General features: G+C 69.9%; 25 protein-coding genes. 16 read left to right on the top strand and 9 right to left on the bottom strand.

The window, feature by feature from the left end; translation table 11 throughout:
- The first annotated feature begins 41 nt into the window (after nt 1-41).
- Nucleotides 42-218: a hypothetical protein gene (locus tag ACO2Q2_RS01915; protein WP_423254084.1), complete on the top strand. Its 177-nt coding sequence runs from the start codon at nt 42-44 to the stop codon at nt 216-218.
- Entirely contained in the window at nt 212-1,351 is a 1,140-nt protein-coding gene (locus ACO2Q2_RS01910; protein ID WP_423254083.1) for an SLC13 family permease, read from the top strand. Before ACO2Q2_RS01915 ends, ACO2Q2_RS01910 begins: the two co-directional genes overlap by 7 nt.
- 264 nt (nt 1,352-1,615) lie before the next feature.
- Here ACO2Q2_RS01910 and ACO2Q2_RS01905 read toward each other — a convergent pair whose 3' ends face one another.
- The 3 genes from ACO2Q2_RS01905 to ACO2Q2_RS01895 form a co-directional block, all read right to left on the bottom strand.
- The gene (locus tag ACO2Q2_RS01905; RefSeq protein WP_423254082.1) at nt 1,616-2,173 is read right to left on the bottom strand and encodes a DUF4097 family beta strand repeat-containing protein; all 558 of its coding nucleotides are present in this window, start codon (nt 2,171-2,173) and stop codon (nt 1,616-1,618) included.
- A gap of 89 nt (nt 2,174-2,262) precedes the next feature.
- The gene (recQ, locus tag ACO2Q2_RS01900) at nt 2,263-4,077 is read right to left on the bottom strand and encodes a DNA helicase RecQ (protein WP_423254081.1); all 1,815 of its coding nucleotides are present in this window, start codon (nt 4,075-4,077) and stop codon (nt 2,263-2,265) included.
- A gap of 74 nt (nt 4,078-4,151) precedes the next feature.
- A complete protein-coding gene (locus ACO2Q2_RS01895) occupies nt 4,152-4,514 on the bottom strand; it encodes an MGMT family protein (protein WP_423254080.1) in 363 nt (120 codons plus the stop codon).
- Between the two features lie 52 nt (nt 4,515-4,566).
- On the opposite strand from ACO2Q2_RS01895, the gene ACO2Q2_RS01890 reads away from it, so the two are divergent.
- Nucleotides 4,567-4,971, top strand: a complete 405-nt coding sequence (locus ACO2Q2_RS01890; protein WP_423254079.1) for a hypothetical protein — start codon at nt 4,567-4,569, stop codon at nt 4,969-4,971.
- Nucleotides 4,972-5,034: 63 nt separating this feature from the next.
- Nucleotides 5,035-6,372, top strand: coding sequence for a hemolysin family protein (locus ACO2Q2_RS01885; RefSeq protein ID WP_423254078.1), 1,338 nt, complete (start codon nt 5,035-5,037; stop codon nt 6,370-6,372).
- A 176-nt stretch (nt 6,373-6,548) separates the two neighbouring features.
- On the opposite strand, the gene ACO2Q2_RS01880 is transcribed toward ACO2Q2_RS01885, so the two are convergent.
- A complete protein-coding gene (locus ACO2Q2_RS01880; protein ID WP_423254077.1) occupies nt 6,549-7,319 on the bottom strand; it encodes an RNA methyltransferase in 771 nt (256 codons plus the stop codon).
- A 167-nt stretch (nt 7,320-7,486) separates the two neighbouring features.
- On the opposite strand from ACO2Q2_RS01880, the gene ACO2Q2_RS01875 reads away from it, so the two are divergent.
- Nucleotides 7,487-8,290: an inositol monophosphatase family protein gene (locus ACO2Q2_RS01875; RefSeq protein WP_423254076.1), complete on the top strand. Its 804-nt coding sequence runs from the start codon at nt 7,487-7,489 to the stop codon at nt 8,288-8,290.
- A gap of 56 nt (nt 8,291-8,346) precedes the next feature.
- Here ACO2Q2_RS01875 and hda read toward each other — a convergent pair whose 3' ends face one another.
- The 3 genes from hda to ACO2Q2_RS01860 are packed head-to-tail and all read right to left on the bottom strand — an operon-like array spanning nt 8,347 to nt 11,251.
- The gene (gene hda, locus ACO2Q2_RS01870; protein ID WP_423254075.1) at nt 8,347-9,051 is read right to left on the bottom strand and encodes a DnaA regulatory inactivator Hda; all 705 of its coding nucleotides are present in this window, start codon (nt 9,049-9,051) and stop codon (nt 8,347-8,349) included.
- Nucleotides 9,048-10,220, bottom strand: a complete 1,173-nt coding sequence (locus ACO2Q2_RS01865) for an AI-2E family transporter (RefSeq protein WP_423254074.1) — start codon at nt 10,218-10,220, stop codon at nt 9,048-9,050. Before ACO2Q2_RS01865 ends, hda begins: the two co-directional genes overlap by 4 nt.
- Before the next feature lie 44 nt (nt 10,221-10,264).
- Nucleotides 10,265-11,251, bottom strand: a complete 987-nt coding sequence (locus ACO2Q2_RS01860; protein ID WP_423254073.1) for a DUF2066 domain-containing protein — start codon at nt 11,249-11,251, stop codon at nt 10,265-10,267.
- A gap of 93 nt (nt 11,252-11,344) precedes the next feature.
- Between ACO2Q2_RS01860 and purM the strand changes: the two genes are divergently transcribed.
- From purM to ACO2Q2_RS01845, 3 genes are all read left to right on the top strand, one after another.
- Nucleotides 11,345-12,379 (top strand): phosphoribosylformylglycinamidine cyclo-ligase, encoded by a 1,035-nt coding sequence (gene purM / locus ACO2Q2_RS01855; RefSeq protein ID WP_423254072.1) that lies wholly within the window; start codon nt 11,345-11,347, stop codon nt 12,377-12,379.
- A gap of 104 nt (nt 12,380-12,483) precedes the next feature.
- Nucleotides 12,484-13,158, top strand: coding sequence for a phosphoribosylglycinamide formyltransferase (purN, locus tag ACO2Q2_RS01850; protein WP_423254071.1), 675 nt, complete (start codon nt 12,484-12,486; stop codon nt 13,156-13,158).
- A 66-nt stretch (nt 13,159-13,224) separates the two neighbouring features.
- Nucleotides 13,225-13,956, top strand: a complete 732-nt coding sequence (locus ACO2Q2_RS01845; protein WP_423254070.1) for a DUF3108 domain-containing protein — start codon at nt 13,225-13,227, stop codon at nt 13,954-13,956.
- 274 nt (nt 13,957-14,230) lie between these two features.
- Here ACO2Q2_RS01845 and murA read toward each other — a convergent pair whose 3' ends face one another.
- Complete coding sequence (gene murA / locus ACO2Q2_RS01840; RefSeq protein ID WP_423254069.1) at nt 14,231-15,490, bottom strand: UDP-N-acetylglucosamine 1-carboxyvinyltransferase; 1,260 nt, start codon at nt 15,488-15,490, stop codon at nt 14,231-14,233.
- A 39-nt stretch (nt 15,491-15,529) separates the two neighbouring features.
- Complete coding sequence (locus ACO2Q2_RS01835; RefSeq protein ID WP_423254068.1) at nt 15,530-15,769, bottom strand: BolA family protein; 240 nt, start codon at nt 15,767-15,769, stop codon at nt 15,530-15,532.
- Nucleotides 15,770-15,982: 213 nt separating this feature from the next.
- On the opposite strand from ACO2Q2_RS01835, the gene ACO2Q2_RS01830 reads away from it, so the two are divergent.
- From ACO2Q2_RS01830 to hprK, 8 genes are all read left to right on the top strand, one after another.
- On the top strand, nt 15,983-16,993 hold the full coding sequence (locus ACO2Q2_RS01830; RefSeq protein ID WP_423254067.1) for a KpsF/GutQ family sugar-phosphate isomerase: 1,011 nt from the start codon (nt 15,983-15,985) through the stop codon (nt 16,991-16,993).
- A gap of 59 nt (nt 16,994-17,052) precedes the next feature.
- Nucleotides 17,053-17,598, top strand: a complete 546-nt coding sequence (locus ACO2Q2_RS01825; protein WP_423254066.1) for a KdsC family phosphatase — start codon at nt 17,053-17,055, stop codon at nt 17,596-17,598.
- Nucleotides 17,595-18,191, top strand: coding sequence for an LPS export ABC transporter periplasmic protein LptC (gene lptC, locus ACO2Q2_RS01820; RefSeq protein WP_423254065.1), 597 nt, complete (start codon nt 17,595-17,597; stop codon nt 18,189-18,191). The genes ACO2Q2_RS01825 and lptC overlap by 4 nt, the downstream gene beginning before the upstream one ends.
- Nucleotides 18,163-18,717: a lipopolysaccharide transport periplasmic protein LptA gene (gene lptA, locus ACO2Q2_RS01815; RefSeq protein WP_423254064.1), complete on the top strand. Its 555-nt coding sequence runs from the start codon at nt 18,163-18,165 to the stop codon at nt 18,715-18,717. Before lptC ends, lptA begins: the two co-directional genes overlap by 29 nt.
- Before the next feature lie 3 nt (nt 18,718-18,720).
- Complete coding sequence (gene lptB / locus ACO2Q2_RS01810) at nt 18,721-19,440, top strand: LPS export ABC transporter ATP-binding protein (protein ID WP_423254063.1); 720 nt, start codon at nt 18,721-18,723, stop codon at nt 19,438-19,440.
- A gap of 130 nt (nt 19,441-19,570) precedes the next feature.
- A complete protein-coding gene (locus tag ACO2Q2_RS01805; protein WP_423254062.1) occupies nt 19,571-21,043 on the top strand; it encodes an RNA polymerase factor sigma-54 in 1,473 nt (490 codons plus the stop codon).
- Between the two features lie 145 nt (nt 21,044-21,188).
- The gene (hpf, locus tag ACO2Q2_RS01800) at nt 21,189-21,518 is read left to right on the top strand and encodes a ribosome hibernation-promoting factor, HPF/YfiA family (RefSeq protein WP_423254061.1); all 330 of its coding nucleotides are present in this window, start codon (nt 21,189-21,191) and stop codon (nt 21,516-21,518) included.
- Between the two features lie 175 nt (nt 21,519-21,693).
- The gene (gene hprK / locus ACO2Q2_RS01795) at nt 21,694-22,644 is read left to right on the top strand and encodes an HPr(Ser) kinase/phosphatase (RefSeq protein ID WP_423254060.1); all 951 of its coding nucleotides are present in this window, start codon (nt 21,694-21,696) and stop codon (nt 22,642-22,644) included.
- Nucleotides 22,645-22,648: the final 4 nt, after the last annotated feature.

Genomic DNA, 22,648 nt, shown 5'->3' with positions numbered 1-22,648 from the left:
CGCCCTTGGTCGCCGTCGCGTCCGAACATCCCGGAGATTGCATGTACACGCTCCACTACTCCCCCGGCACCGCCAGCATGATGGTGCTGATGCGCTGGTCGCGCAACATGCCGCGCCCGGCCAGCCAGTGGCCGGCATTGGCGCGGTTGGCCGACCTCATCCGTGGCCGGGAGAGCTGGCAGCGCGTGTACGCCATCGAAGGCCTGAGCGGGTGGTGACATCCGTTCGGCCCGCGCTGCGCGCGAGGCTCGCGCACTGGCTCAAGGCGGAGTGGCTGCTGGTGCTGTTCGGCGCGCTCGCGCTGGGGCTGGCGCTGGCCGACCCGCAGCCGGCGGTGCGCTACCGGCATTGGCTGCAGTTGCCCACGCTGGCCGGATTGATGGGCCTGATGATCGCGATCCAGGGCATCCGCGACAGCGGCCTGGTGCAGCGCGCGGCCAGTGCGCTGGTGGCGCGTGCGCATTCGCTGCGCGGTCTGGGCCTGCTGCTGGTGGCGAGCACGGCGGTGCTGTCGATCGGGCTCACCAACGACGTGAGCCTGTTCCTGCTGGTGCCGCTCACGGTGGCGATCGGCGGCATGTCGAATCTGCCGGTGCTGCCGATGGTGGTGCTCGAAGCGCTGGCGGTGAACGCCGGCTCCACCCTGAGCCCGATCGGCAACCCGCAGAACCTGCTGCTGTGGCAGAACGCGCACCTGCCGTTCTTCGCCTTCGTGCGCGGCATGGCGCCGGCCTCGGCGGTGATGTTCTCGCTGGTGGCCGCACTCACCCTGGCGTGGCTGCCGAAGGGTCGCGTCACGCTGGATGCCGCGGCGCTGAACCACCGCCGCATCGACCCGCGGCTGGCCGCGATGTCGCTGCTGGCGCTGGCCTCGATGGTGGTGATGATGGAACACGGCCTGGCGCTGGAAGGCGCGCTGGGGCTGCTGATTCCGTTCGCGCTGATCGCCCGCGACAGCCTGCGCCGGGTCGACTGGGCGCTGCTGGCGACCTTTGCCGCGATCTTCCTCGGGCTGGGACATTTCGCCGAGCTGGGCTTCATCGACCGGGCGCTGGATCACTTCGACTTCCGCCAGCCGCTCACCGTGTTCCTCGGCGGCTTGCTCGCTTCGCAGGTGATCAGCAACGTGCCGGCCACCGTGTTGCTGCTCGATCGTGCCAGCGACCCGATCGCGCTGGCGGTGGCCGCCAACGTGGGCGGCTACGGGTTGGTGATCGGCTCGCTGGCCAACCTGATCGCGCTGCGCCTGGCGAAACAGCCGCACGGGCTGCGGCTGTTTCACCGGGTGTCGATCCCGTTCCTGCTGGTGTGTGCGCCGCTGGTCTACCTGGCGTGGCGCTGGCTGGGCTGAGAGGCTGAGAAAAAATCGCCCGCCTACTGCGACCGCCGCCAAACGTCCGTGCCGGCGGCGCGCTGCGGGCAAATCCGGGTCATTTGGTTCACCAAACTCCCCGGATTTGCCCCCAACGCACCTTGTCACGAACGCTTGGCGGCGCTCTCGCTACGGCGGGCGAATTTTTCTCAGCCTCTGATTCGCGCCGTTGCATCCGGCGTGCGGCGGCCTTTGGCTCCGGCCGGGCGCTGAGGCCATCGCGCACTGGGTGCGCTCCTACAATCAGTCGTCGTCGCGCGGCACACTGACCTTGCCCTTGACGCCGCGGTAGCCGACGTCGCCGCTGCCCTTGGCACCCAGCGACAGGTCGCCGCCCACGTCGCGCACCTCCAGGTCGCCCGAGCCGATCGTGTCGACGTGCACGCTGCCGCCGACCTGCTTGAGCGTGACGTCGCCCGAGCCCACGCTGCCGACCGTTGCATCGCCACGGACGCCGCTCACGCGGGCGTCGCCCGAGCCCACCGAGCCCAGTGCCAGGCTGCCCACGTCGCTGGCATCGATGTCGCCCGAACCCACGCTGGCGGCGAGGCGGCCGGCGATCCGGGTGACATGCAGGTCGCCCGAGCCGACCTGCGCAGCCAGCTGCTGCAGGCCGCTGACGTGGGCATCCCCCGAACCCATCGACAGCGTCACCGGCATGCTCGCCGGCAGCTGCACGTCGAGTTCGAGCGAGCGGTAGGAGCTGCCGAACAGGTTGAGGTGCGTGCCGCTGTGTCGGGCCACCTCCAGGATCAGCTGGTCGCCCTCGCGACGCTGCTGCACCTGCAGTTCATCCAGCATCGCCTGGCTCGAGGCACAGGCGCGACCCTTCAGCCGGGCTGGCGCTCCTCCTGGAAAAGCCGGCGCGATACGGGCGTAGTGTGAATCGCTTACTCGGCCGCGTTGATCACCGCAAGGAAGTCGCGGCCGTAGCGTTTGAGCTTGGCTTCGCCCACGCCGCTGATCGAGGCCAGTTCGTCCTCGTTGGCGGGCATGGCGCGCAGCATCGCCAGCAGGGTGGCGTCGTGGAACACCACGTAGGGCGGCACGCCGTGCTGCTTGGCCAGCTGCGAGCGGGTGGCGCGCAGGGCATCCCACAGCGGTTGCTCGTAGGCCTCGATGCCGATGCTGGCGCCGGTGACGATCTGGCTGTCGCGGCGGCGGCGGGCGCTGCGCACGGGGCGCGCATCTTCGCGCAGCAGCACGCGCTGGCCGCCGGTGAGTACGGCACGGCTGGCGGCGGTGAGGCGCAACGTGCCGTAGCCGTCCGGATCGGTGGCCAGCAATCCCGCGGCAAGCAGCTGGCGGAACACCGAGCGCCAGGCTTTCTCGTCCATGTCGGCGCCGACGCCGAAGGTGGTGAGCTTGTCGTGGCCGAGTTGGCTGACGCGCTCGCCGTCGATGCCGCGCAGGATGTCGATGACGTGGCCGGAGCCGTAGCGCTGGCCGCTGCGGTACACCGCCGACAGTGCCTTCTGCGCCGGCACGGTGGCGTCCCAGGTTTTCGGCGGGGCGACGCAGTTGTCGCAGTTGCCGCACGGCCCCTGGTAGGGCTCGCCGAACGCCCCCAGCAACAGCTCGCGCCGGCAGCGCGTGGCCTCGGCGTAGGCCAGCAGCGATTCCAGCTTCTGCCGCTCGATGCGCTTGCGCTCGTCGGCCGATTCGGACTGGGCGATCATCTGGCTCATCGTCACCACGTCGGCCAGGCCGTAGATCATCCACGCCTCGGCGGGCAGGCCGTCGCGGCCGGCGCGGCCGGTTTCCTGGTAGTAGCCCTCCATCGAGCGCGGCAGGTCCAGGTGGGCGACGAAGCGCACGTCGGGTTTGTCGATGCCCATGCCGAAGGCGACGGTGGCAACCATCACCACGCCGTCCTCGCGCAGGAAGCGCTGCTGGTTCTTCGCGCGCACGGCGGCATCGAGGCCGGCGTGGTACGGCAGCGCCTCGAAGCCGGCTTCGGCCAGCCAGCTGGCGGTGTCGTCGACCTTCTTGCGGCTCAGCGCATACACGATGCCGGACTCGCCGCGATGGCCGTCGAGGAACTGCATCAGCTGCGTGCGCGGGTTGTGCTTGAGGCTGACGCGGTAGCCGATGTTGGGCCGGTCGAAGCTGGAGACGAACTGCCGTGCCTGCTGCAGCGCCAGGCGCTCGACGATTTCCTCGCGGGTGCGCGGGTCGGCGGTGGCGGTGAGCGCGATGCGCGGCACCTGCGGGAAACGCTCGTGCAGCACCGCCAGCTCGCGGTATTCCGGGCGGAAGTCGTGGCCCCACTGCGACACGCAGTGCGCCTCGTCGATGGCGAACAGCGCCACCTCGGTGCGTTCGAGCAGGCCCAGCAGGCGCGGCGTGAGCAATCGCTCGGGCGCCACGTAGAGCATGTCCAGCTCGCCGGCCATCAGCTGACGCTCGACCTCGCGCTGGGTGTCGTTGTCCTGGCTGGAGTTGAGATAGGCCGCGGCCACGCCCGCTTCGTGCAGGGCATCGACCTGATCCTGCATCAGCGCGATCAGCGGCGAGACGACGATGCCGGTGCCCTGCCGCACGATGGCGGGAATCTGGTAGCACAGCGACTTGCCGCCGCCGGTGGGCATCAGCACGAGCGCGTCGCCGCCCTCGATCACCTGCTCGACGATGGCCTGCTGCGGACCGCGGAAGCTGGCGTAACCGAAAACGCTTTGCAGGATGTGGAGCGGGGAGGAAGGCATCCGGCAGATGGTAACAAACGCCCCGCCCTCGCCTGCCGGTGCAACCATGCCTGCGGCATCGGCGCCGGTCGATCTCAGAAGCCGGGCATGCCCCACACGGCGCGGTCCAGGTCGGCGTCCAGCCCGAACCGCGACAGCGGCACGCGGCCGTTCACCACCTCCACGCCCTCGGCCTTCAGCCGGCGCGCCTGCTCGCGGAATCCGCGGCTGCCCGGCGGCATCGCGATGTGCCCGCTGGCGCGCAGCACGCGGAACCACGGCAGCTCGATGTCATCCGGCACTTCGCCAAGCAAGCGGCCGACCAGCCGTGCCCGGCCGGGCAGCCCCGCACGTGCCGCGATGGCGCCGTAGCTGGCCACGCGGCCGGGCGGAATCGCCGCGATGGCGGCGTAGATGCGCTGCTGCGCCTCGGTCAGGGGCTCACGCGACGTGATCATGCAGTCGTGTCAAAGTAGAACGAACTCCAAGCCTGCCACGGAAGCCCCTGCCATGCGTCACTTCGAAGCCGTCCGCTCGCATCTCGGCGCCAAGCACGCGCTGCGCCACAACGATCCGTACCTGATCAGCTTCGACCTCGACGTCGCCAGCGGGCGCCAGCAGGGCATCTACCTGGCCGAGCTGGAGGGCGAATCGGACCGCCGCTACCTGCGCATTTCGACGCCGATCGGGCCGCTCTCGGGGATCGATGCGAAGCGCGCGCTGCGCTTCAACTGGGAGCAGCGCACCGGCTTCCTCGCGGTCACCGACCTGGACGGCTCGCCCTACCTGCACCTGTGCGAGAACCGCCCCTACGACGTGCTCGATGCGGCCGAGCTGGAGCGGGTGATCGCGGAGCTGGGCACGCTCGGCGACCAGCTGGAACGGGCGATCGCCGCGGAAGGCGACAATCTCTAGCGTGGTATTGCACGCCAGCGCCCTACACTTCTCGCCCATGGCCATCCAGTTCCAGCCCGCGCGATGCTGACCGAAATCGCGCTCGTCTTCGTGCTCTCGCTGTGCAACGGGTTCTTCGCGCTGTCGGAAATGGCGCTGGTGGCCTCGCGCAAGAGCCGGCTCAGGCATCTGGGCGACCGCAGCCGCCGCGCCCGCGTGGCGCTGGGCCAGGCCGAGGCGCCGGAGCGTTTCCTTTCCACTGTGCAGGTGGGCATTACCGTGGTGATGCTGCTCACCGGCGCGCTGGCCGGCGATGCGCTGGGCGGCCACATTGCCGATGCGCTGCATCGCGACGGGATCGCCTGGCTGGAGCCGTACGCCCACGCGCTGGGTTTCACGCTGGGCTTCGTGGCGATCTCGTTCATCCAGATCGTGTTCGGCGAACTGGTGCCCAAGCGCCTCGCGCTGGCCGCACCGGAGACCGCCTCGATGGTGGTCGGCATGCCGATGCTGGTGCTCTCGCGGATCTGCGCGCCGTTCGTGTGGCTGCTCAATGCGAGCAGTTCACTGGTGCTGAAGCTGCTGCGCGTGACCGACAGGGGCAACAGCGCGGTGACCGAGGAGGAGATCCGCCTGCTGGTGGCCGAGAGTGCCGAACAGGGCGTGCTGGATGCCGACGAGCACAACATGGTCAACCGCGTGCTGCGCCTGGGCGACCGCTCGGTGGACAGCGTGATGACCCCGCGCCGGCGCATCGCCTGGCTGGACATCGCCGCGCCGCTGGCGGAGAACCTGCAGGTGCTGCGCGAGACGCCGTACTCGCGCTATCCGGTGTACCGCGGCGACGAGAGCGACATCGTGGGCGTGGTGGAGGTGAAGAGCCTGCTGGGCGACCTCGGCCAGGGCATGCCGGACCTGTTCCGGCATCTGTCCAGGCCGCTCTTCGTGCCGGCCACCGGGCGCGCGCTCGACCTGCTGGAGGAATTCCGCGACGCCGAGACGCCGATGGCGCTGGTGGTGGACGAATACGGCGACATCGAGGGCGTGGTCACCATCAACGACCTGCTCTCGGCGGTGGTCGGCGTGGCCCAGCTCGGCCACGGCAGCGCCGGCGAGGAACACTCGCCGATCGTCAAGCGCGAGGACGGCAGCTGGCTGGTGGACGGCACGCTGTCCACCGACGACCTGCGCGAGCTGCTGCGCGTGGGCGAGCTGCCCGGCGAGGACGCGCACGATTTCCGCACCGTCGCCGGCATGGTGATGACCGCGCTGGGGCACATCCCGCAGGTGGGCGAGGTGTTCGCCTGGCGCGGCGTGCGCTTCGAGGTGGTGGACCTGGACGGCGCGCGCATCGACAAGCTGCTGGTGTCCCGCGCGGCCGCGCCGGACAACGCCGACGACGAGGCCACGCGCGGCGGCTGAGCCGATGGCGAACGGCCCTGGCAGGAGCGCGCCCTGCGCGCGATAAATGCAGCAACGAAGCGCGAGGCCGTTCGCGCACAGGGTGCGCTCCTACCGATCACCCGCCATAGGAGCCCACCTCGTGGGCGATGGATGCTGCGACAAGGCGCGAGGCCGCTCGTGCACAGGGTGCGCTCCTACCGGCGGGGAGGCGTGTTTTTCCCGGCCAGCGATGCCATGCGCTGGGCGTCCGCCAGGATGCCGTGCAGCATGCGCAGCTCGCGCTCGCTCATCTGCGCGCGCTGGAACAGCTTGCGCAGCCTGAGCATGATCGTGGTCGGCGTGCGGCCCTTGTGGAAGTCGATGTCGTCCAGCATCTGCGCCAGGTGCTCGTAGAAGCGCTCCATCTGCTCCGCATCGGCCGGCGGCTCCTCGTGCAGCGGCGGCGCCTCGGGCAACTCGTCGCCGAGCAGCGCCAGGCGCAGTTCGTAGGCCATCACCTGCACCGCCTGGGAGAGATTGAGCGAGCTGAAATCCTCCACGCTGGGAATGCGCACCATCGCGTGGCAGCGGGCCAGTTCCTCGTTCTCCAGACCGGTGCGCTCGTTGCCGAACACCAGTGCCACCTGCCCGCCGCGGGCGGCCGCGGCCAGCGCCTGCGCCACGCCTTCGCGCGGGCTGAGCTCGGGCAGATTGACACCGCGCCGGCGCGCGGAAAGGCCCAGCGCGAAGGTGCTGCCGGCCAGCGCGTCGACCAGCCCGCCGTGCACCGGCGCGGACGCCAGCACGTCATCGGCGCCGGCGGCCAGCGCCGACGCCTCGGGGTCGGGAAAACGGTGCGGCGCCACCAGGCTCAGCCGGGTGAAGCCCATCGTGCGGATCGCCCGCGCGGCGCTGCCGATGTTGCCCGGATGCGAGGTACGCACCAGCACGAAGCGGAACAGCGGGGTGAGATCGAGGGCGCTCATGCGGAGCCATCCGGACAAAAAACGGGCGCCAAGGATAGTCGAGATGGCGTCCCGCCCTTCCCCAGGCCCACTTCCCTGGGCAGAACGCGTGCCGCGACCTGTCGGCGGCGACCGCCTCTGCTAGAATCCACGGCCGCCTGCCCCGCTCTTTTCACAAAGCCGAAGCCATGCCAAGACCCGCCGTCACCATCGCGGCGCGCGCCGCGCGCGCTGCAGGAAACATCATCCTGCGCTACATGAACCGCATCGACGGGTTGAACGTCGTCGAGAAGCAGCAGCTGGACTTCGTCTCCGAGGTCGACAAGCTGGCCGAGGCGGAGATCATCAAGGAGCTGCGCCGCGCCTACCCCGACCACGCCATCCTCGGCGAGGAAAGCGGCGCCATCGGCAAGGGGCCGCTGCAGTGGGTGATCGACCCGCTCGACGGCACCCACAATTACCTGCGCGGCATCCCGCACTTTTCCGTCTCCATCGCCCTGCTCGAAAAGGGCGTGCCGGTGCATGGCGTGGTGTTCGATCCGCTGCGCGACGAGCTGTACACCGCCAGCAAGGGCGACGGCGCGTTCCTCAACGATCGGCGCATGCGCGTGAGCAAGCGCGAGAACCTGGGCGGCGCGATGATCGCCACCGGCTTCCCCTACCGCCAGCGCGCGCATCTCACCCCGCAGCTGGACATGACCCGTGCGATCCTCGGCCAGGCCGAGGACATCCGTCGTTCCGGTTCGGCCGCGCTGGACCTGGCCTATACCGCCGCCGGCCGCTACGACGGCTACTTCGAGATCGGCCTCAAGCCCTGGGACATGGCCGCCGGCGTGCTGCTGGTGCACGAGGCGGGCGGCCGCTACTGCGACTTCGCCGGCCGCGACGGTATCCCCACCAGCGGCAACCTGATCGCCGGCAACCTCAACGTGGCCAGGGCGATGGTCGACGCCATCGGTCAGCAGGCGACGCCGGCGCTGCTCAAGGCCTGAGCAGAGAACCGGCAGCAAGTGCTTCAGCATGACAGCGCCTCCCTGGTTAAAAGACCTCAGTGGACATTCCCCTGCCGCAGAAAACCCCGCAGGAACGGCACCGTGATGCGCCGCTGCGCGGCGAGCGAGGCCTGGTCGAGCCGATCGAGCAAGTCCAGCAACGCGTCCAGGTCGCGGGCGTAGCGGGCGAACAGCCAGTCCAGCACGGGTTCGTCCAGCTCGATGCCGCGGGCGGCCGCCTGCGCCTTCAGCACGTGGCGGCGCTCGTCATCGTCCAGCGGCTTGAGCGCGAACTGGGTGCAGGCGCCCAGGCGCGAGCGCAGGTCCGGCAGGGCGATGCCGAGGTCGGCAGGAGTCGCGGCCGCCGCGAACAGCATGGCGCCGCCGTCGGCGCGGGTGCGGTTGTAGAGGTCGAACAGCGCGTGCTCGGCCTCGCGTTCGCCGGCCAGTGTCCCCAGGTCGTCCAGCGCCAGCCACTCGCTGCCGGCCACGCCGCGCAGGGCGGCCGCGCGATCGGCCAGGGTGGCCAGCGGCAGGTACTGCACGCGACGGCCGGCGGCGCTGGCCGCCTGTGCCGCGGCGAGCAGCAGATGGCTGCGGCCGCTTCCGGTCGGCCCGTGCAGGTAGACCCAGGGCGATCCGGGCACGCCGGCCAGCGCCTGCAGCGCGGCCAGCGCGGCGGCGTTGTGCGCACCGGCGTGGAAATGCTCGAACCGCTGGCGGCGCGGCCAGCGCAGGGCAAGCGGAAGCTGGACGGTCATGGCGCGGCCGGCGGAGGGCCGTTTTGGTCGCCCGACGCCGGCCGATGCGCTTCGCTGCGGACTTCGCCCTCGACGGAGGTCACGGTGACCTCGACCCCGGCAATGCCGGGATCGGCCGGCCCGGTACCGGTGTACAACTCGCTCAGGCGGTAGCGCTCGGTGAGGTAGCGCAGCAGCACCAGGATCACCGAGGCCGCCGGCAGCGCCAGCAGCACGCCGAGGAAGCCGAACAGGTAGCCGCCGGCCAGCACCGCGAAGATCACCGCCACCGGATGCAGGCCGATCTTGCCGCCGACCAGCCTGGGCACCAACACGTAGCCTTCCAGCAGCTGGCCGATCACGAACACGCCGCACACCAGCAGCAGGTGCGCCCAGTCGCCGTACTGCACCAGCACCGCGATCACCGCGGCGCCGAAGCCGATGATGAAGCCCAGGTACGGCACGAAGCTGAGCAGGCCGGCGACCATGCCGATCAGCGGCCCCACCGACAGCCCGACCAGCGCCAGCCCGGCGCCGTAGAACATGCCCAGCGCCAGCATCACCAGCAGCTGGCCGCGCACGAAGGCGCCGAGCACCTTGTCCGACTCGCGCGCCAGATGCGCCACGGTCGGCTCGATCGAGCGCGGCAGCATGGTGTCGACCCAGGCCACCAGCCGGTCCCAGTCGCGCAGCAGGTAGAACGCCACCACCGGGATCAGCACCAGGTTGGTCATCCACATCAGCACGCCCACGCCGGAGCGCGAAAGCTTGCCGATCACGCTGCCGATGGAGCCGATGTGCTCCTTCACCGCGTCCATCACGCGGCCGATTTCGAAGGTGTGCGGGTCCAGCCGCAGCTTGGCCTGCAGCCACGGCACGGCGGTGTCGCGGATCCACTCGCCATAGCGCGGCAGGTTCTGGATGAGGCTGTCGACCTGGTGCGAGATCAGCGGGATCAGCAGCAGCAGCGCACCCACGGTGAGCAGCACGATCACCACGAACACGATGGTGACCGCCAGCGTGCGGCCGAGACCGAGCCGCTCCAGCCGGTCGGCCAGCGGATCGCCGAGGTAGGCCAGCATGCCGGCCATCGCGAACGGCATCAGCACCGGCGCCAGCAGATAGGTCAGGTAGCCGATGACGGCGACGATGGCGAGCAGTTGCCAGCGGCGGGATTCCTGGGCATTCATCGCCGTACTCCGGGTGCGCGCCCAGTCGATCGCAGCGGGCGCATTCAGTGCAGCCAGCGCAGGCTGGCGTCCGCGCCGGCGTGCGCCGCCGGCGCCTGCAGCAATCGACCGCCGGCGGCGAGGTTGGATGCCAGCGCGTCGATCGGCAGCGCCGAGGTCACCTGCAGCAGCACGCCGTCGTCCCTGGCGCCCACCGTGCCTACCTTGCGCACCGCCGGATCGTTGCGCAGCAGGTTGAGCAGCTGCGCGTAGTCCATCGCCGAGCGCACGCCCTCGACCCACAGCAGGCCCTCGCTGCTGCCGGCACCGATCACGTTGAGCTGCTTGCCCACCCTCGCGGCCATCGCGCCGCCGGCGACCGCGAACATCGCGTCCTCGGTGGCACCGGTGCCGCTCCAGCTCTGCGCCACGCCGCCGGAGACCAGGGTCCAGTCGACGCGGCCCGGATGCAGCCGTCCGATCAGCACCAGGCCGGTCTTGTAGCGCGCGGTGAGGTCGGCCATGGCCACCGGATCGACCGCGGCCACGCGATCGAGCGGCGGCGGCCGGGTGGGATCGGGGTAGACCACCCCATAGCCCTGTGCCGCGGCGGATTTGGCCAGCGCGTCCAGCGAGTCGCCGCCGAGCAGTCTGCCGTCGGTGCCCTGCACCAGCAGCAGCACGGGCGGTTTGACGCCCGCGGCCGGCGCGCCGAGCTGGCCGATCAGGTGGTTCACCGCGCCACGGTCGAAGGTGACCTGCAGGGCCAGGCCGTCGCCCACACGCAGGTACTGGAAGTTGCTCACCAGCCCGCTGGCACTCTTGATGGCATCGTCGTAGCCGGGCTTGCCGCGCAGGTCCTGGCCGCCGGCGACGCGCGCCAGCACCTGGCCCAGCGCGTTGGTGAAGGTGGCGTCGCGCTGCGCCTCGCCGGTATCGGTCACCGGCAGGGTCACCGTGTAGGGCGAAGTGGGCACGCCCTGCGCGTGGGCGGACGACAGCCCGATCAGGCTGAGCACGAACAGGACCGGCAGCAGGCGAAGCAGGCGCATGGGCGGGGCGACATCCTTGAAAGCGTCCCGGAAGTCTGCCCAATCCGGTCCCCAGCGTCTATCATTGGACGTTTATCGACGCGGGTTGCAACCATGTCCGACGCCCTCACCTACCGCGCCGCCGGCGTGGATATCGACGCCGGCAACGCCGTGGTCGAACGCATCAAGCCGCTGGTCAGGCGCACCTTCCGGCCGGAGGTGATGGGCGGGCTGGGCGGCTTCGGCGGCCTGTTCAACCTGGGCACCCGCTACCGCGAGCCGGTGCTGGTCTCCGGCACCGACGGCGTGGGCACCAAGCTCAAGCTGGCGCAGGCGCTGGGCCGCCACGACACCATCGGCATCGACCTGGTCGGCATGTGCGTGAACGACGTGCTGGTGCAGGGTGCCGAGCCGCTGTTCTTCCTCGACTACTTCGCCACCGGCAAGCTGGACGTGGACGCCACGGTGGCCGTGGTCGGCGGCATCGCCCGGGGCTGCGAACTGGCCGGCTGCGCGCTGATCGGCGGCGAGACGGCCGAGATGCCCGACATGTACCCGCCGGGCGAGTACGACCTGGCCGGCTTCACCGTCGGCGCGGTGGAAAAGGCCGACCTGATGAACGGCGACGCCATCGTGGCCGGCGACCTGGTGCTGGGCGTGGCGTCCTCCGGTCCGCATTCCAACGGCTATTCGCTGATCCGCAGGATCCTCCAGCGCGCGGGCAACCCGCTCGAGCTGGACCTGGGCGGCGTCACCCTGGCCGACGCCCTGATGGCGCCCACCACGATCTACGTCAAACCCATGCTGGCCCTGCTGCGCGAGCACGCCGGCCAGATCCACGGCATGGCGCACATCACCGGCGGCGGGCTGAAGGAAAACGTCATCCGCGTGGTGCCGGAAGGCCTCGGCCTGGCGCTGGAAGCCTCGTCGATCGTGCTGCCACCGGTATTCGAGTGGCTGATGCGCGAAGGCAACGTGGCGCGCGAGGAAATGTGGCGCACCTTCAACTGCGGCGTCGGCTTCACCGTGATCCTGCCGCCGTCGGCGGTCCGTGCCGCCGCGGCGCTGCTGGAACAGCATGGTCTGGCGACCTGGGTGATCGGCGAAGTCGTGGCCGCGCGCGGCGACGAGCGCGTGCATATCGGCTGAAGCAGTGAGGAGTGAGTGAGGAGCGAGGTGCGAGGAGTGAGAGACGGACCGTCTGCGCAACGCCCTCGTCGCCTCGTCCGGTGCGCGCCTCCCGTGTGATGACCATGTCCGAGCTGCCGTCCTCCCCCCTGCGCATCGCCGTGCTCGCTTCCGGGCGCGGCAGCAACTTTGCCGCCCTGCTGGAGGCGCGCGCGCGCGGCGCGCTGCCGGTGGAGTTCGTGCTGGTGGGCAGCGACAAGGCCGACGCCGGCGCGCTGGCGCTGGCGCGCGACGCCGGCGTGCCCACGCTCGCGCTGTCTCCGCACGACTACCCCGACCGTGCCGCCTTCGACCATGCCCTGTTCGAACGCGTCGGCCAGTCCGGCGCCGAGCTGCTGGTGCTGGCCGGCTTCATGCGCATCATCGACGGTGCGGCACTCGCGCCGTGGGTCGGCCGAATGATCAACATCCATCCCTCGCTGCTGCCCAGGTACCGCGGCCTGCACACGCATCGCCGCGCGCTCGCCGCCGGCGACGCCGAGCACGGCGCCAGCGTGCACTACGTCACCGCCGAACTCGACGGCGGGCCGGTGATCGCGCAGGCGCGCATCGCCATCGCGCCGGACGACGACGAGCAGACGCTGGCGGCACGCCTATTGGCCCACGAACACCGGCTGCTGCCGGCGGTGGTGTCGCACATCGCGCAGGGGCGCCTCGCGCTGCGCGACGGCCGGGTGTGGCTGGACGGCGTGCCGCTGGACGCCCCGCTGCAGTGGTGCGACCACGCCTTGACGCGCTGAACACGAGGCGTGACATCCGCCCGCGCGCCACGGCCGGTTCAGGCGCGGCCGGTAGACTCGGGCCGCATGACTGACCTCCTGCACACCCGCTTCTCCCGCTCCGCCGGCGCGCTGCTGGCCGGCCTGCTCCTGATTGGCATCGTGCCGCCGGCCGCGGCAGCCAGCGCACCGGCGCCGTTCACCGCCACCTACCAGGTGCAGCGCGACGGCGAGACGATCGGCGAGGCGACCATCACCCTCAGCGCAGCGGGCGGCGACACCTACGCCTACCGCAACTGGACCCGCGGCACCGCCGGCCTGGCCGCGCTGCTGGGCGCCAGCTCGGACGAGACCACCCGCTTCCGCTGGCACGACGACGCGCCCGAGACGCTGACCTACGACTACCGCATGAACGCGGCGATCAAGCAGAAACATCGCCACCTCGAGGTCGACTGGGCTGCCGGTCGGGTGACCGTGGACGAGGGCAAGGGACCGATCCGCTACGCCAGTGCGCCGGGCATGGTCGACCGCAACACCCTGCCGCTGGCGCTCGGCCTGGCGCTGCGCGAAGGGCGCAAGAGCGTGGTGCTGCCGGTGGGCGTGAAACAGCGCGTCGAGCAGCAGCAGTACGCGGTGCAGGCGACCGAGCCGGTCTCGGTGCCGGCCGGCGAATTCAAGGCAGAACGCATCACCCGCACCGATGCCGACAAACCGTTCAGTGCCTGGTACGTGCCGGCGAAATTCCCGCTGCCGGTGAAGCTGGCCCAAGGCGACGGCGACCATCTCACGCTGCAGCTGGTGAGCTTCCGTTCGCCCTGAGCGAGGCCTCGACCAGCCGACATCTTCAGCGAACGCGGGAAGATCGGGGATTGTTCAGAAACATTGCGCGGCGCACTCCTTCTCCCTCCCAGGGAAAGAGGCGGGCGTCGACAGGCGGCTGGAATGAGAGCGTTCCGCACCGCGTGTGAGCGAACGCCGGGATGACGGGCGAAGGCCTGCTCGAAGCTGCCCCAAGGGATCGGATGGCCCAGAAAATGGTCCGTCCCGGGTCCCGGGTCCCGAGTCCCGAGTCCCGAGTCCCGAGTCCCGCGCCTCAGTTCGGCAGGCGACGGATCTTCGCGCCGAGCACGCCGAGCTTTTCCTCGATGTTCTCGTAGCCGCGATCGATGTGGTATACGCGGTCCACCGTGGTGTCGCCCTCGGCGACCAGGCCGGCCAGCACCAGACAGGCGGAGGCGCGCAGGTCGGTGGCCATGATCGGCGCGCCGCTCATCTTGGGCACGCCCTGGATGATCGCCGCGTTGCCTTCCAGCCGGATGTCCGCGCCCAGGCGCTGCAGCTCGTGCGCATGCATGAAGCGGTTCTCGAACACTGTCTCGGTGATCACGCCCACGCCCTCGGCCACGCAGTTGAGCGCGGTGAACTGCGCCTGCATGTCGGTGGGGAACGCCGGATATGGCGCGGTGGTGATGTTGACGGCCTTTGGCCGGCGGCCCCGCATGTCCAGTTCGATCCAGCCTTCGCCGGTGGAGACGTGGGCGCCGGCCTCCTCCAGCTTGGCCAGCACCGATTCCATGGTGTCGGCGCGGGCACCGCGGGTGCGCACCTTGCCGCCGGTCATCGCCGCACCGACCAGGAAGGTGCCGGTCTCGATGCGATCGGGCAGCACCTCGTACTCGGCGCCGTGCAGGCGCTCCACGCCATGGACCACCATGGTGGCGGTGCCGGCGCCCTCGATCTGCGCGCCCATCGCGTTGAGGCAGTGGGCCAGATCGACCACCTCCGGCTCCTGCGCAGCGTTCTCGATGATGGTGGTGCCCTGCGCCAGGGTCGCCGCCATCATGATGTTCTCGGTACCGGTGACGGTGACGATGTCCATCGAGATGCGCGCGCCCTTGAGCCGCCTGGCGCGCGCCTTGATGTAGCCGTTCTCCACCACGATCTCGGCGCCCAGCGCCTGCAGCCCGCGGATGTGCTGGTCGACCGGACGCGAGCCGATCTGGCAGCCGCCGGGCAGCGAGACCTCGGCCTGGCCGAAGCGGGCCACCAGCGGGCCGAGCACCAGGATCGAGGCACGCATGGTCTTCACCAGCTCGTACGGGGCGAAGTAGCGGTCGGCCGGACGCGGATCGACGTGGATCTTCATGCGGTCGTCCAGCACCAGCTGCACGCCCATCTGGCCGAGCAGCTCCATGGTGGTGGTGACGTCGTGCAGGTGCGGCACATTGGAAATGGTGACCGGCTCGTCCGCCAGCAGGCAGGAGGCGAGGATCGGCAGCACGGCGTTCTTGGCGCCGGAGATGCCGACTTCGCCGTTGAGCGGCTGCCCGCCGCTGATGAGGATCTTGGCCATGGAGGTCCTTCGGAAAAGTCGGAGCGGCGGGCGGCGCGATCAGGCGCGCGCGGCGGCTTCCGCGGGAGTGAGGGTTTTCAGCGCCAGCGCATGGATGGCGCCGCCCATCAGGTCGCCGAGCGTGGCATAGACCAGTCGATGGCGGGCCAGCGGCAGCTTGCCGGCAAACTGCTCGGCCACCACGGTCGCCTCGAAATGCACGCCGTCGGCGCCACGCACGTCCGCCCGGGCACCGGGCAAGCCGCTCTCGATCAAAGCCTGGATGCGCTCTGCGTCCATCGGAAAATCCACTGCAAGGAGGGCGTCGCCGGTACGGAGTCGCCCGGCGGGCGGCGTCCAACGCGCTGTCATATGAAGGTAAACTGCAAGTCGGCCATGGTAATGGAAAGTCGCTGGCTCAGAAATGACGGGACATCATTCAGCCAGCGGCTGCAAAGCTATCCCGTGGACTTCCTCCCGCCTCCGCATCCTGGCGCCGCCGCCGAAGGACCCATGAACGCACGCATCGCCCCATCTGCCGAAATCTGCGTCGATCCCGATGCCATCGCCCGCAGCGCACGCACGGTCATCGCGACCGAGGCCGCCGCGATCCGGGCGCTGGAGCCGCGGGTCGACGGCGGCTTCGTGCAGGCCTGCCGGCTGATCCTCGGCTGCCAGGGGCGGCTGGTGGTCAGCGGCATGGGCAAGTCCGGCCACATCGGGCGCAAGATCGCCGCCACCCTCGCCTCCACCGGCACGCCGGCGTTCTTCGTGCATCCGGGCGAGGCCAGCCACGGCGACCTGGGCATGATCCTGCCGCAGGACGTGGTGCTGGCGCTGTCCAACTCCGGGGAAACCGACGAGCTGCTGTTCATCCTGCCGGTGATCAAGCGCCAGGGCATTCCGCTGATCGCGATCACCGGCAACCCGCGCTCCTCGCTGGCCGGCCAGGCCGACGTGCATCTGGACGCCAGCGTCTCCAGCGAGGCCTGTCCGCTCGGTCTGGCGCCAACCGCCAGCACCACGGCGGCGCTGGTGCTCGGCGACGCGCTGGCGATCGCGCTGCTGGAAGCGCGCGGCTTCACCGCCGACGATTTCGCCCGCTCGCATCCGGCCGGCAGCCTCGGCCGGCGCCTGCTGCTGCACATCAGCGACGTGATGCACGGCGGCGACGAGGTGCCGCGCGTCGGCCCCGGGGCCAGCCTGACCCGGGCGCTGATGGAAATGACCCGCAAGCACCTGGGCATGACCGCCGTGGTCGACGAACACGACCGCCTGCTCGGTGTGTTCACCGACGGTGACCTGCGCCGCGCGCTGGACGACGACGGCGTGGATTTGCGCGGCGCCTCGGTCGCCAGCCTGATGAGCCGCACGCCCAAGACCATCACCGCCGACAAGCTGGCCGTGGAAGCCGCCCAGTTGATGGAGAAGCACCAGATCCACGCGCTGATCGTGGTCGATCAGGAGCATCGCGTAGTGGGCGCGCTGAACATCCACGACCTGCTGCGCGCCCGCGTGGTCTGACGCCGCCGGGTGGCCGCGGTGCCGCCCGCCCCTCCCACTTTCCCATCGATGCGACTGCCGTGACCGCGTACCTCGCCAACCTCCCCGCCGACCTGCTCGCCCGCGCGGCAAATATCCGTCTGGCCGCGTTCGACGTGGACGGCACGCTGACCGACGGCCGTCTGCACTACGGCGAGGACGGTCACGAGACCAAGGTGTTCCACGTGCACGACGGGCTGGGCCTCAAGCGCCTGCAGGCCCACGGCATCCACGTGGCGATCATCACCGCGCGGATCAGCCACACCGTGGCGCTGCGCGCCGAGGAACTGGGCATCACCCACGTCTACCAGGGCCAGGGCGACAAGCGCGCCTGTCTGCGCGACCTGCTCGACGCCCTCAACCTCGCCCCCGGGCAGGTCGCCTTCACCGGCGACGACCTGCCCGACCTGCCGCCGATGGGCATCGCCGGGCTGGCCATCGCCACCGCCAACGCCCATCCGTGGGTGGTCGAGCGGGCGCACTGGCAGACCCGCCGCGCCGGCGGCGAGGGTGCGGCGCGCGAGGTCAGCGACCTGCTGCTGCTTGCCCAGGGCAAGGCGGACGCCGAACTGGCGCGCTGGCAATGAAGTGGCTTGCCTGGCTGCGCGAACGCCGGCTGTCCGTCGGCATCGTGGTGATCGGCCTGCTGGCCGGGCTGACCCAACTGGTGCTGTGGTGGACCGCGCCGGCGCCGGGCCGGCACGATTTCGTCGGGCCACCGCGCTCGGGCTACACGCTGACCAACTTCCAGTTGTCCAGCTATGACCGCGCAGGCCTGCCGGCCTTCAACGTGAAAGCGCCGCAGCTGGAGCGGCGCGAGGGCGACGAGTCGCTATACATCAACTCGCCGCAGTTCGATCTGCCGTCGAATCAGACGGACGTGCCGGACTGGCGCGGCGAGTCGCTCTACGGCTGGGTCGACAAGGATGGCGACCTGCTCAAGCTGCTCGGCCCGGTGCACATGCACCGCGACGCCTTCGCCGACACCGCCGCCGCCCGGCTCGACACCGCCGACCTGACCATCTGGCCGAAGGACAACCGGATGGAAACCGCCGCCGCGGCGCGGCTGGTGCAAGGCGCCCTTACAATGAGCGGGGTTGGCATGCGCGCCAACCTCACCGACAAACACCTGGAGCTGCTCGATGACGTCCATGTCACGTTCCCGCCGCGCAAACGCTAGCGCCCGGTGGCTGCTGGCCGCCTGCGGCCTGCTTGCCCTGTCCCCGGTCGTCGCCAAGCAGGGCGACCGCGACCAGCCGATGAAGGTCGACGCCAAGTACTTCGAGGGCTTCCAGAAACCCAACACGGTCAGCACGCTCAAGGGCTCCGTGGTGATCCGGCAGGGCACGCTGAAGGCCACCGGCACGCTGGCCAAGGTCTACTTCGACGCCCAGAGCCAGATCAGCCGTGTGGTGCTCACTGGCAGCCCGGCGCACATCGAGCAGCTGGACGACAGCGGCAACCGGATGCTGGGCGACGCTGCCACAATCGACTACGACAACCTCAAGGGCATCGCGGTACTCACCGGCCACGCCTCGGTGAAGCAGCAGGGCCGCGGCGAAGCGCACGGCGACAAGCTCACCTACGACACCGCCAGCAGCCAGATGACCGGCGAGAGCGGCGGCACCGGCACCGTGCACATGATCTTCCAGCCGAAGAAAAAGCCGGCCGCACCGGCACCGGCCGCCAGCAGCAAGCAGCCCTGATCGATGCTCTCTGCCGAAGGCCTCCAGAAGCGTTTCCGCTCGCGCCAGGTCGTGCGCGACTTCGGGTTCTCCATCCGCCAGGGCGAGGTGGTGGGCCTGCTCGGCCCCAACGGCGCCGGCAAGACCACCTGCTTCTACATGGTGGTGGGCCTGATCGAGGCCGACGCCGGCTCGATCAAGCTCGACCGCCAGGACATCACCGGCCTGCCGATGCACTCGCGCGCCAGGCTGGGCATCGGTTACCTGCCGCAGGAGCCGTCGGTATTCCGCCGCCTGAGCGTGGCCGACAACATCATGGCGGTGCTGGAGCTGCGCGACGGATTGGGCGCCAGGGAGCGCGCCGCCGAGCAGGAAAACCTGCTCGAAGAGCTGAAGATCGCCCACATCGCCGACCAGAAGGGCATCAGCCTGTCCGGCGGCGAGCGGCGCCGGGTGGAAATCGCCCGGGCGCTGGCCGCACAGCCGCGCTACATGCTGCTGGACGAACCCTTCGCCGGCGTCGATCCGATCTCGGTGGGCGAGATCCAGCGCATCGTGCGCCACCTCAAGGAACGCGGCATCGGCGTGCTGATCACCGACCACAACGTGCGCGAGACGCTGGGCATCTGCGACCGCGCGTACATCCTCAACGAGGGCGAGGTGCTGTCCCGCGGCACCCCGGCGCACATCCTGGCCGACGAAAAGGTGCGCGAGGTCTACCTGGGGCGCGAGTTCCGCCTCTGAGTCCGCCGGAGCCGCCCGGACGGCACGTGGCCATTGGTCGTTTATCGGGGCGCCGATCCCGATCCGCAAGGCTGTTCGACCCCGCGGGCTGGGGTTAGGATGGGGTCGCGATCCACCTCCCCCGGTCGGTATGAAACCCGGACTCCAGTTCCGCCTCCATCAGCAGCTGACCCTGACGCCGCAGTTGCAGCAGGCGATCCGCCTGCTGCAGCTCTCGCAGCTGGAGCTCGAGGCGGAACTGCGCCAGATCGCCGAGGGCAACCCGCTGCTGGAGTTCGCCGAAGAAGCGGAATCGACCGAGGAAGGCGAGGAAGCCGAAGGCAGCTACCTGCCCGAAGGCGGCAGCCATACGTCGAGCAGCACCGGCGACGAGCCTGACACCGGCGACGCACCCGAATGGGCCGACGGCGACGGCGCCAGCGAGCGGCCGATGGACTTCTCCCTCGGCAGCAGCGTCGGCAGCGGCAGCGGCTCGCGCGGCGACGAGGATTTCGAACCGCAGAACGCGGCCGTCGAGACGCTGGCCGAACACCTGCTGTGGCAGCTGAACCTGTCCGGCTTCGACCCGCGCCAGCGCGTGATCGCCGCCGTGATCATCGACGCGCTCAATCCGGACGGCTACCTCACCGAAAACGCCGAAGCCCTGCTGGCGGCCCTGCCGGCCACGCTGCAGGTCAGCGAGGAGGAACTCGAAGCGGTGCGCCGCCGGGTGCAGACCACCTTCGACCCGGTGGGCGTGGCCAGCCGCGATCTGCGCGACTGCCTGCGCGTGCAACTGGAGCAGTTCGACCCGGCCGCCACCCCGCAGCGCGAGCTGGCCCTGCGCATCGTCGAGGGCGAGCTGGACCTGCTGGCCCGCAACGACGTCGGCAAGCTCGCCCGCAAGCTGCGCGCGGACGAAAACGACGTGGTCGCCGCCTCGGCGCTGATCCGCAGCCTCGACCCGCGCCCCGGCGCCGCAATGGATGCCACCCCGGTCGAGTACGTGGCACCCGACGTGTATGCCTACAAGGACGGCAACCGCTGGAAAGTCAGCCTGAACGCCGATTGCCAGCCGCGACTCGGCCTTAACCAGCACTATTGCAACCTGATCGCCAAGGCCCGCGGCGAGGACGCGAGCTGGATGCGCGGACAGCTGCAGGAGGCGCGGTGGTTGATCAAGAGCCTGGAATCGCGGGCCGAGACCCTGCTCAAGGTGGCCGAGGCGATCGTGCGGCGGCAGAGCGCGTTCCTCGACTACGGCCCCGAGGCGATGCATCCGCTGGTGCTGCGCGAGGTGGCCGAGGAAGTGGGCATGCACGAGTCGACCATCTCCCGTGTGACGACGCGCAAATACATCCACACGCCACGCGGTACATTCGAGCTCAAGCACTTCTTTTCCAGCGGCGTGTCCACCGAGGACGGCGGCAGCGCCTCGTCCACGGCGATCCAGGCCATGCTGCGCAAACTCGTCGACGCGGAGGACCCGCGCAAACCCTTGTCCGACCAGGCGCTCGCCGAGGAACTGCACCGCAAGGGCATCCAGGTGGCGCGCCGCACCGTCGCCAAATACCGGGAGGTCCTGCGCATACCCAGCTCCAGCGAACGCCAGCGCGCCGGCTGAACGGTTCGCGCCAGCCGCGGAACCTTGGCGAGGCGACGGCGTCGGAAGGGGCAGCACCAGATGACTGTGGATGCGCACCGGGCATGCGGCCCGGCCGACGCATCGAATCACGCCGCGAAGGCGGCAGTACCAGAGGAGGCGCAACATGCAATTCCAACTCAGCGGCCAGCACGTCGATATCACCGAAGCCATGCGCGCGCATGTCACCGACCAGCTCGACCGCCTCACCCGCCTCGATGACCGATTGACCAGCCTGGCCGTGGTGCTCTCGCTGGACAAGCTGCAACAGAAGGCGGAAGGAACGTTGCATACCTCCTCCGGCGCCCTGCTCCATGCCGAGGCCTTCGAGCCGGACATGTACATCTCCATCGACATGATGTTCGACAAGCTGGTGACCCAGTTGCGCAGGCACCGCGAGAAAGTGTGCGACAAGCACAAGGCCGAAGTGCGCCGCGACGAGCGCCTGTACGGCTGAGCCGCTCCTGCATCGGCACGATCCACCCGCGGCCCGCCCCTTCGGCGGGCCGCTCCCGTTTCGACCCGGGCACGTTCGACCCGGGCACGCTGCGCCGCCGCGGCACAAGCTGGCACAATGGCCCTTGCGCTCCGGCGGCCACAGCGGCCGCCGGCCCGGCGAAAGGACCCATGACGTGGACCGGCTCACTGCCCGACAACTCTTCGATGGCGTGCATGAGCGCATGGCGCTGCGCTGGGTGGCCGGCATGCGCGGCGAGGGCCGCGTGCTGGAACGCGGCGTGACGCAGACGCGCCGCCCCTCGCTGGTCGGCTACCTCAACGTCATCTACCCGAACAAGATCCAGATCATCGGCACCGAGGAGCTGAAGTACCTCGACGAGCTCGACTCGCGCCAGCGCTGGGAGGCGATCAACAAGATCGCCGCCTACCAGCCGGTGGCGCTGATCGTCACCAAGGACCAGACGGTGCCCTCGGACCTGCGCGAAGTGGCCGAGGAAACCAACACCCCGCTGTGGATCAGCGCCAAGCGCGGCCATGAACTGCTGACCTGGATGCAGTACCACCTGGCGCGCATGCTGGCGCCGCGCATCACCCTGCACGGCGTGTTCCTGGAGGTGTTCTCGATCGGCGTGCTGATCACCGGCGAGTCCGGTTCAGGCAAGAGCGAGCTGGCGCTGGAGCTGATCAGCCGCGGCCACCGGCTGGTCGCCGACGACGCCACCGAATTCACCCTGATCGCGCCGGACGTGATCGACGGCACCTGCCCCGAACTGCTGCAGGATCTGCTGGAGGTACGTGGCCTGGGCGTGCTCAACGTGCGCGAGATGTTCGGCCACACCGCAGTCAAGCCGTCCAAGTACCTGCGCCTGGTGATCCACCTCAAGCCCCTGCGCGACGGCGAGGACACCGACGCACTGACCCGCCTCACCGGCGACATCGGGCATCGCGAGGTGTTCGAGGTACCCGTGCCGATGATCACCATCCCGGTGGCACCAGGGCGCAACCTCGGCGTGCTGGTCGAGGCGGCGGTGCGCAACCACGCGCTCAAGAGCAAGGGCTTCGATCCGGCGCAGACCTTCATCGACCGCCAGGCGCACCAGATGCGCCGCCTGCCCCCATGGTGACGTG

It is taken from the genome of Dyella sp. KRB-257, from assembly GCF_049445995.1.
Lineage (GTDB): Bacteria > Pseudomonadota > Gammaproteobacteria > Xanthomonadales > Rhodanobacteraceae > Dyella_A.
Note: the sequence above shows the minus strand (reverse complement) of the source record. Positions and strands in the feature narration are given on the sequence as shown.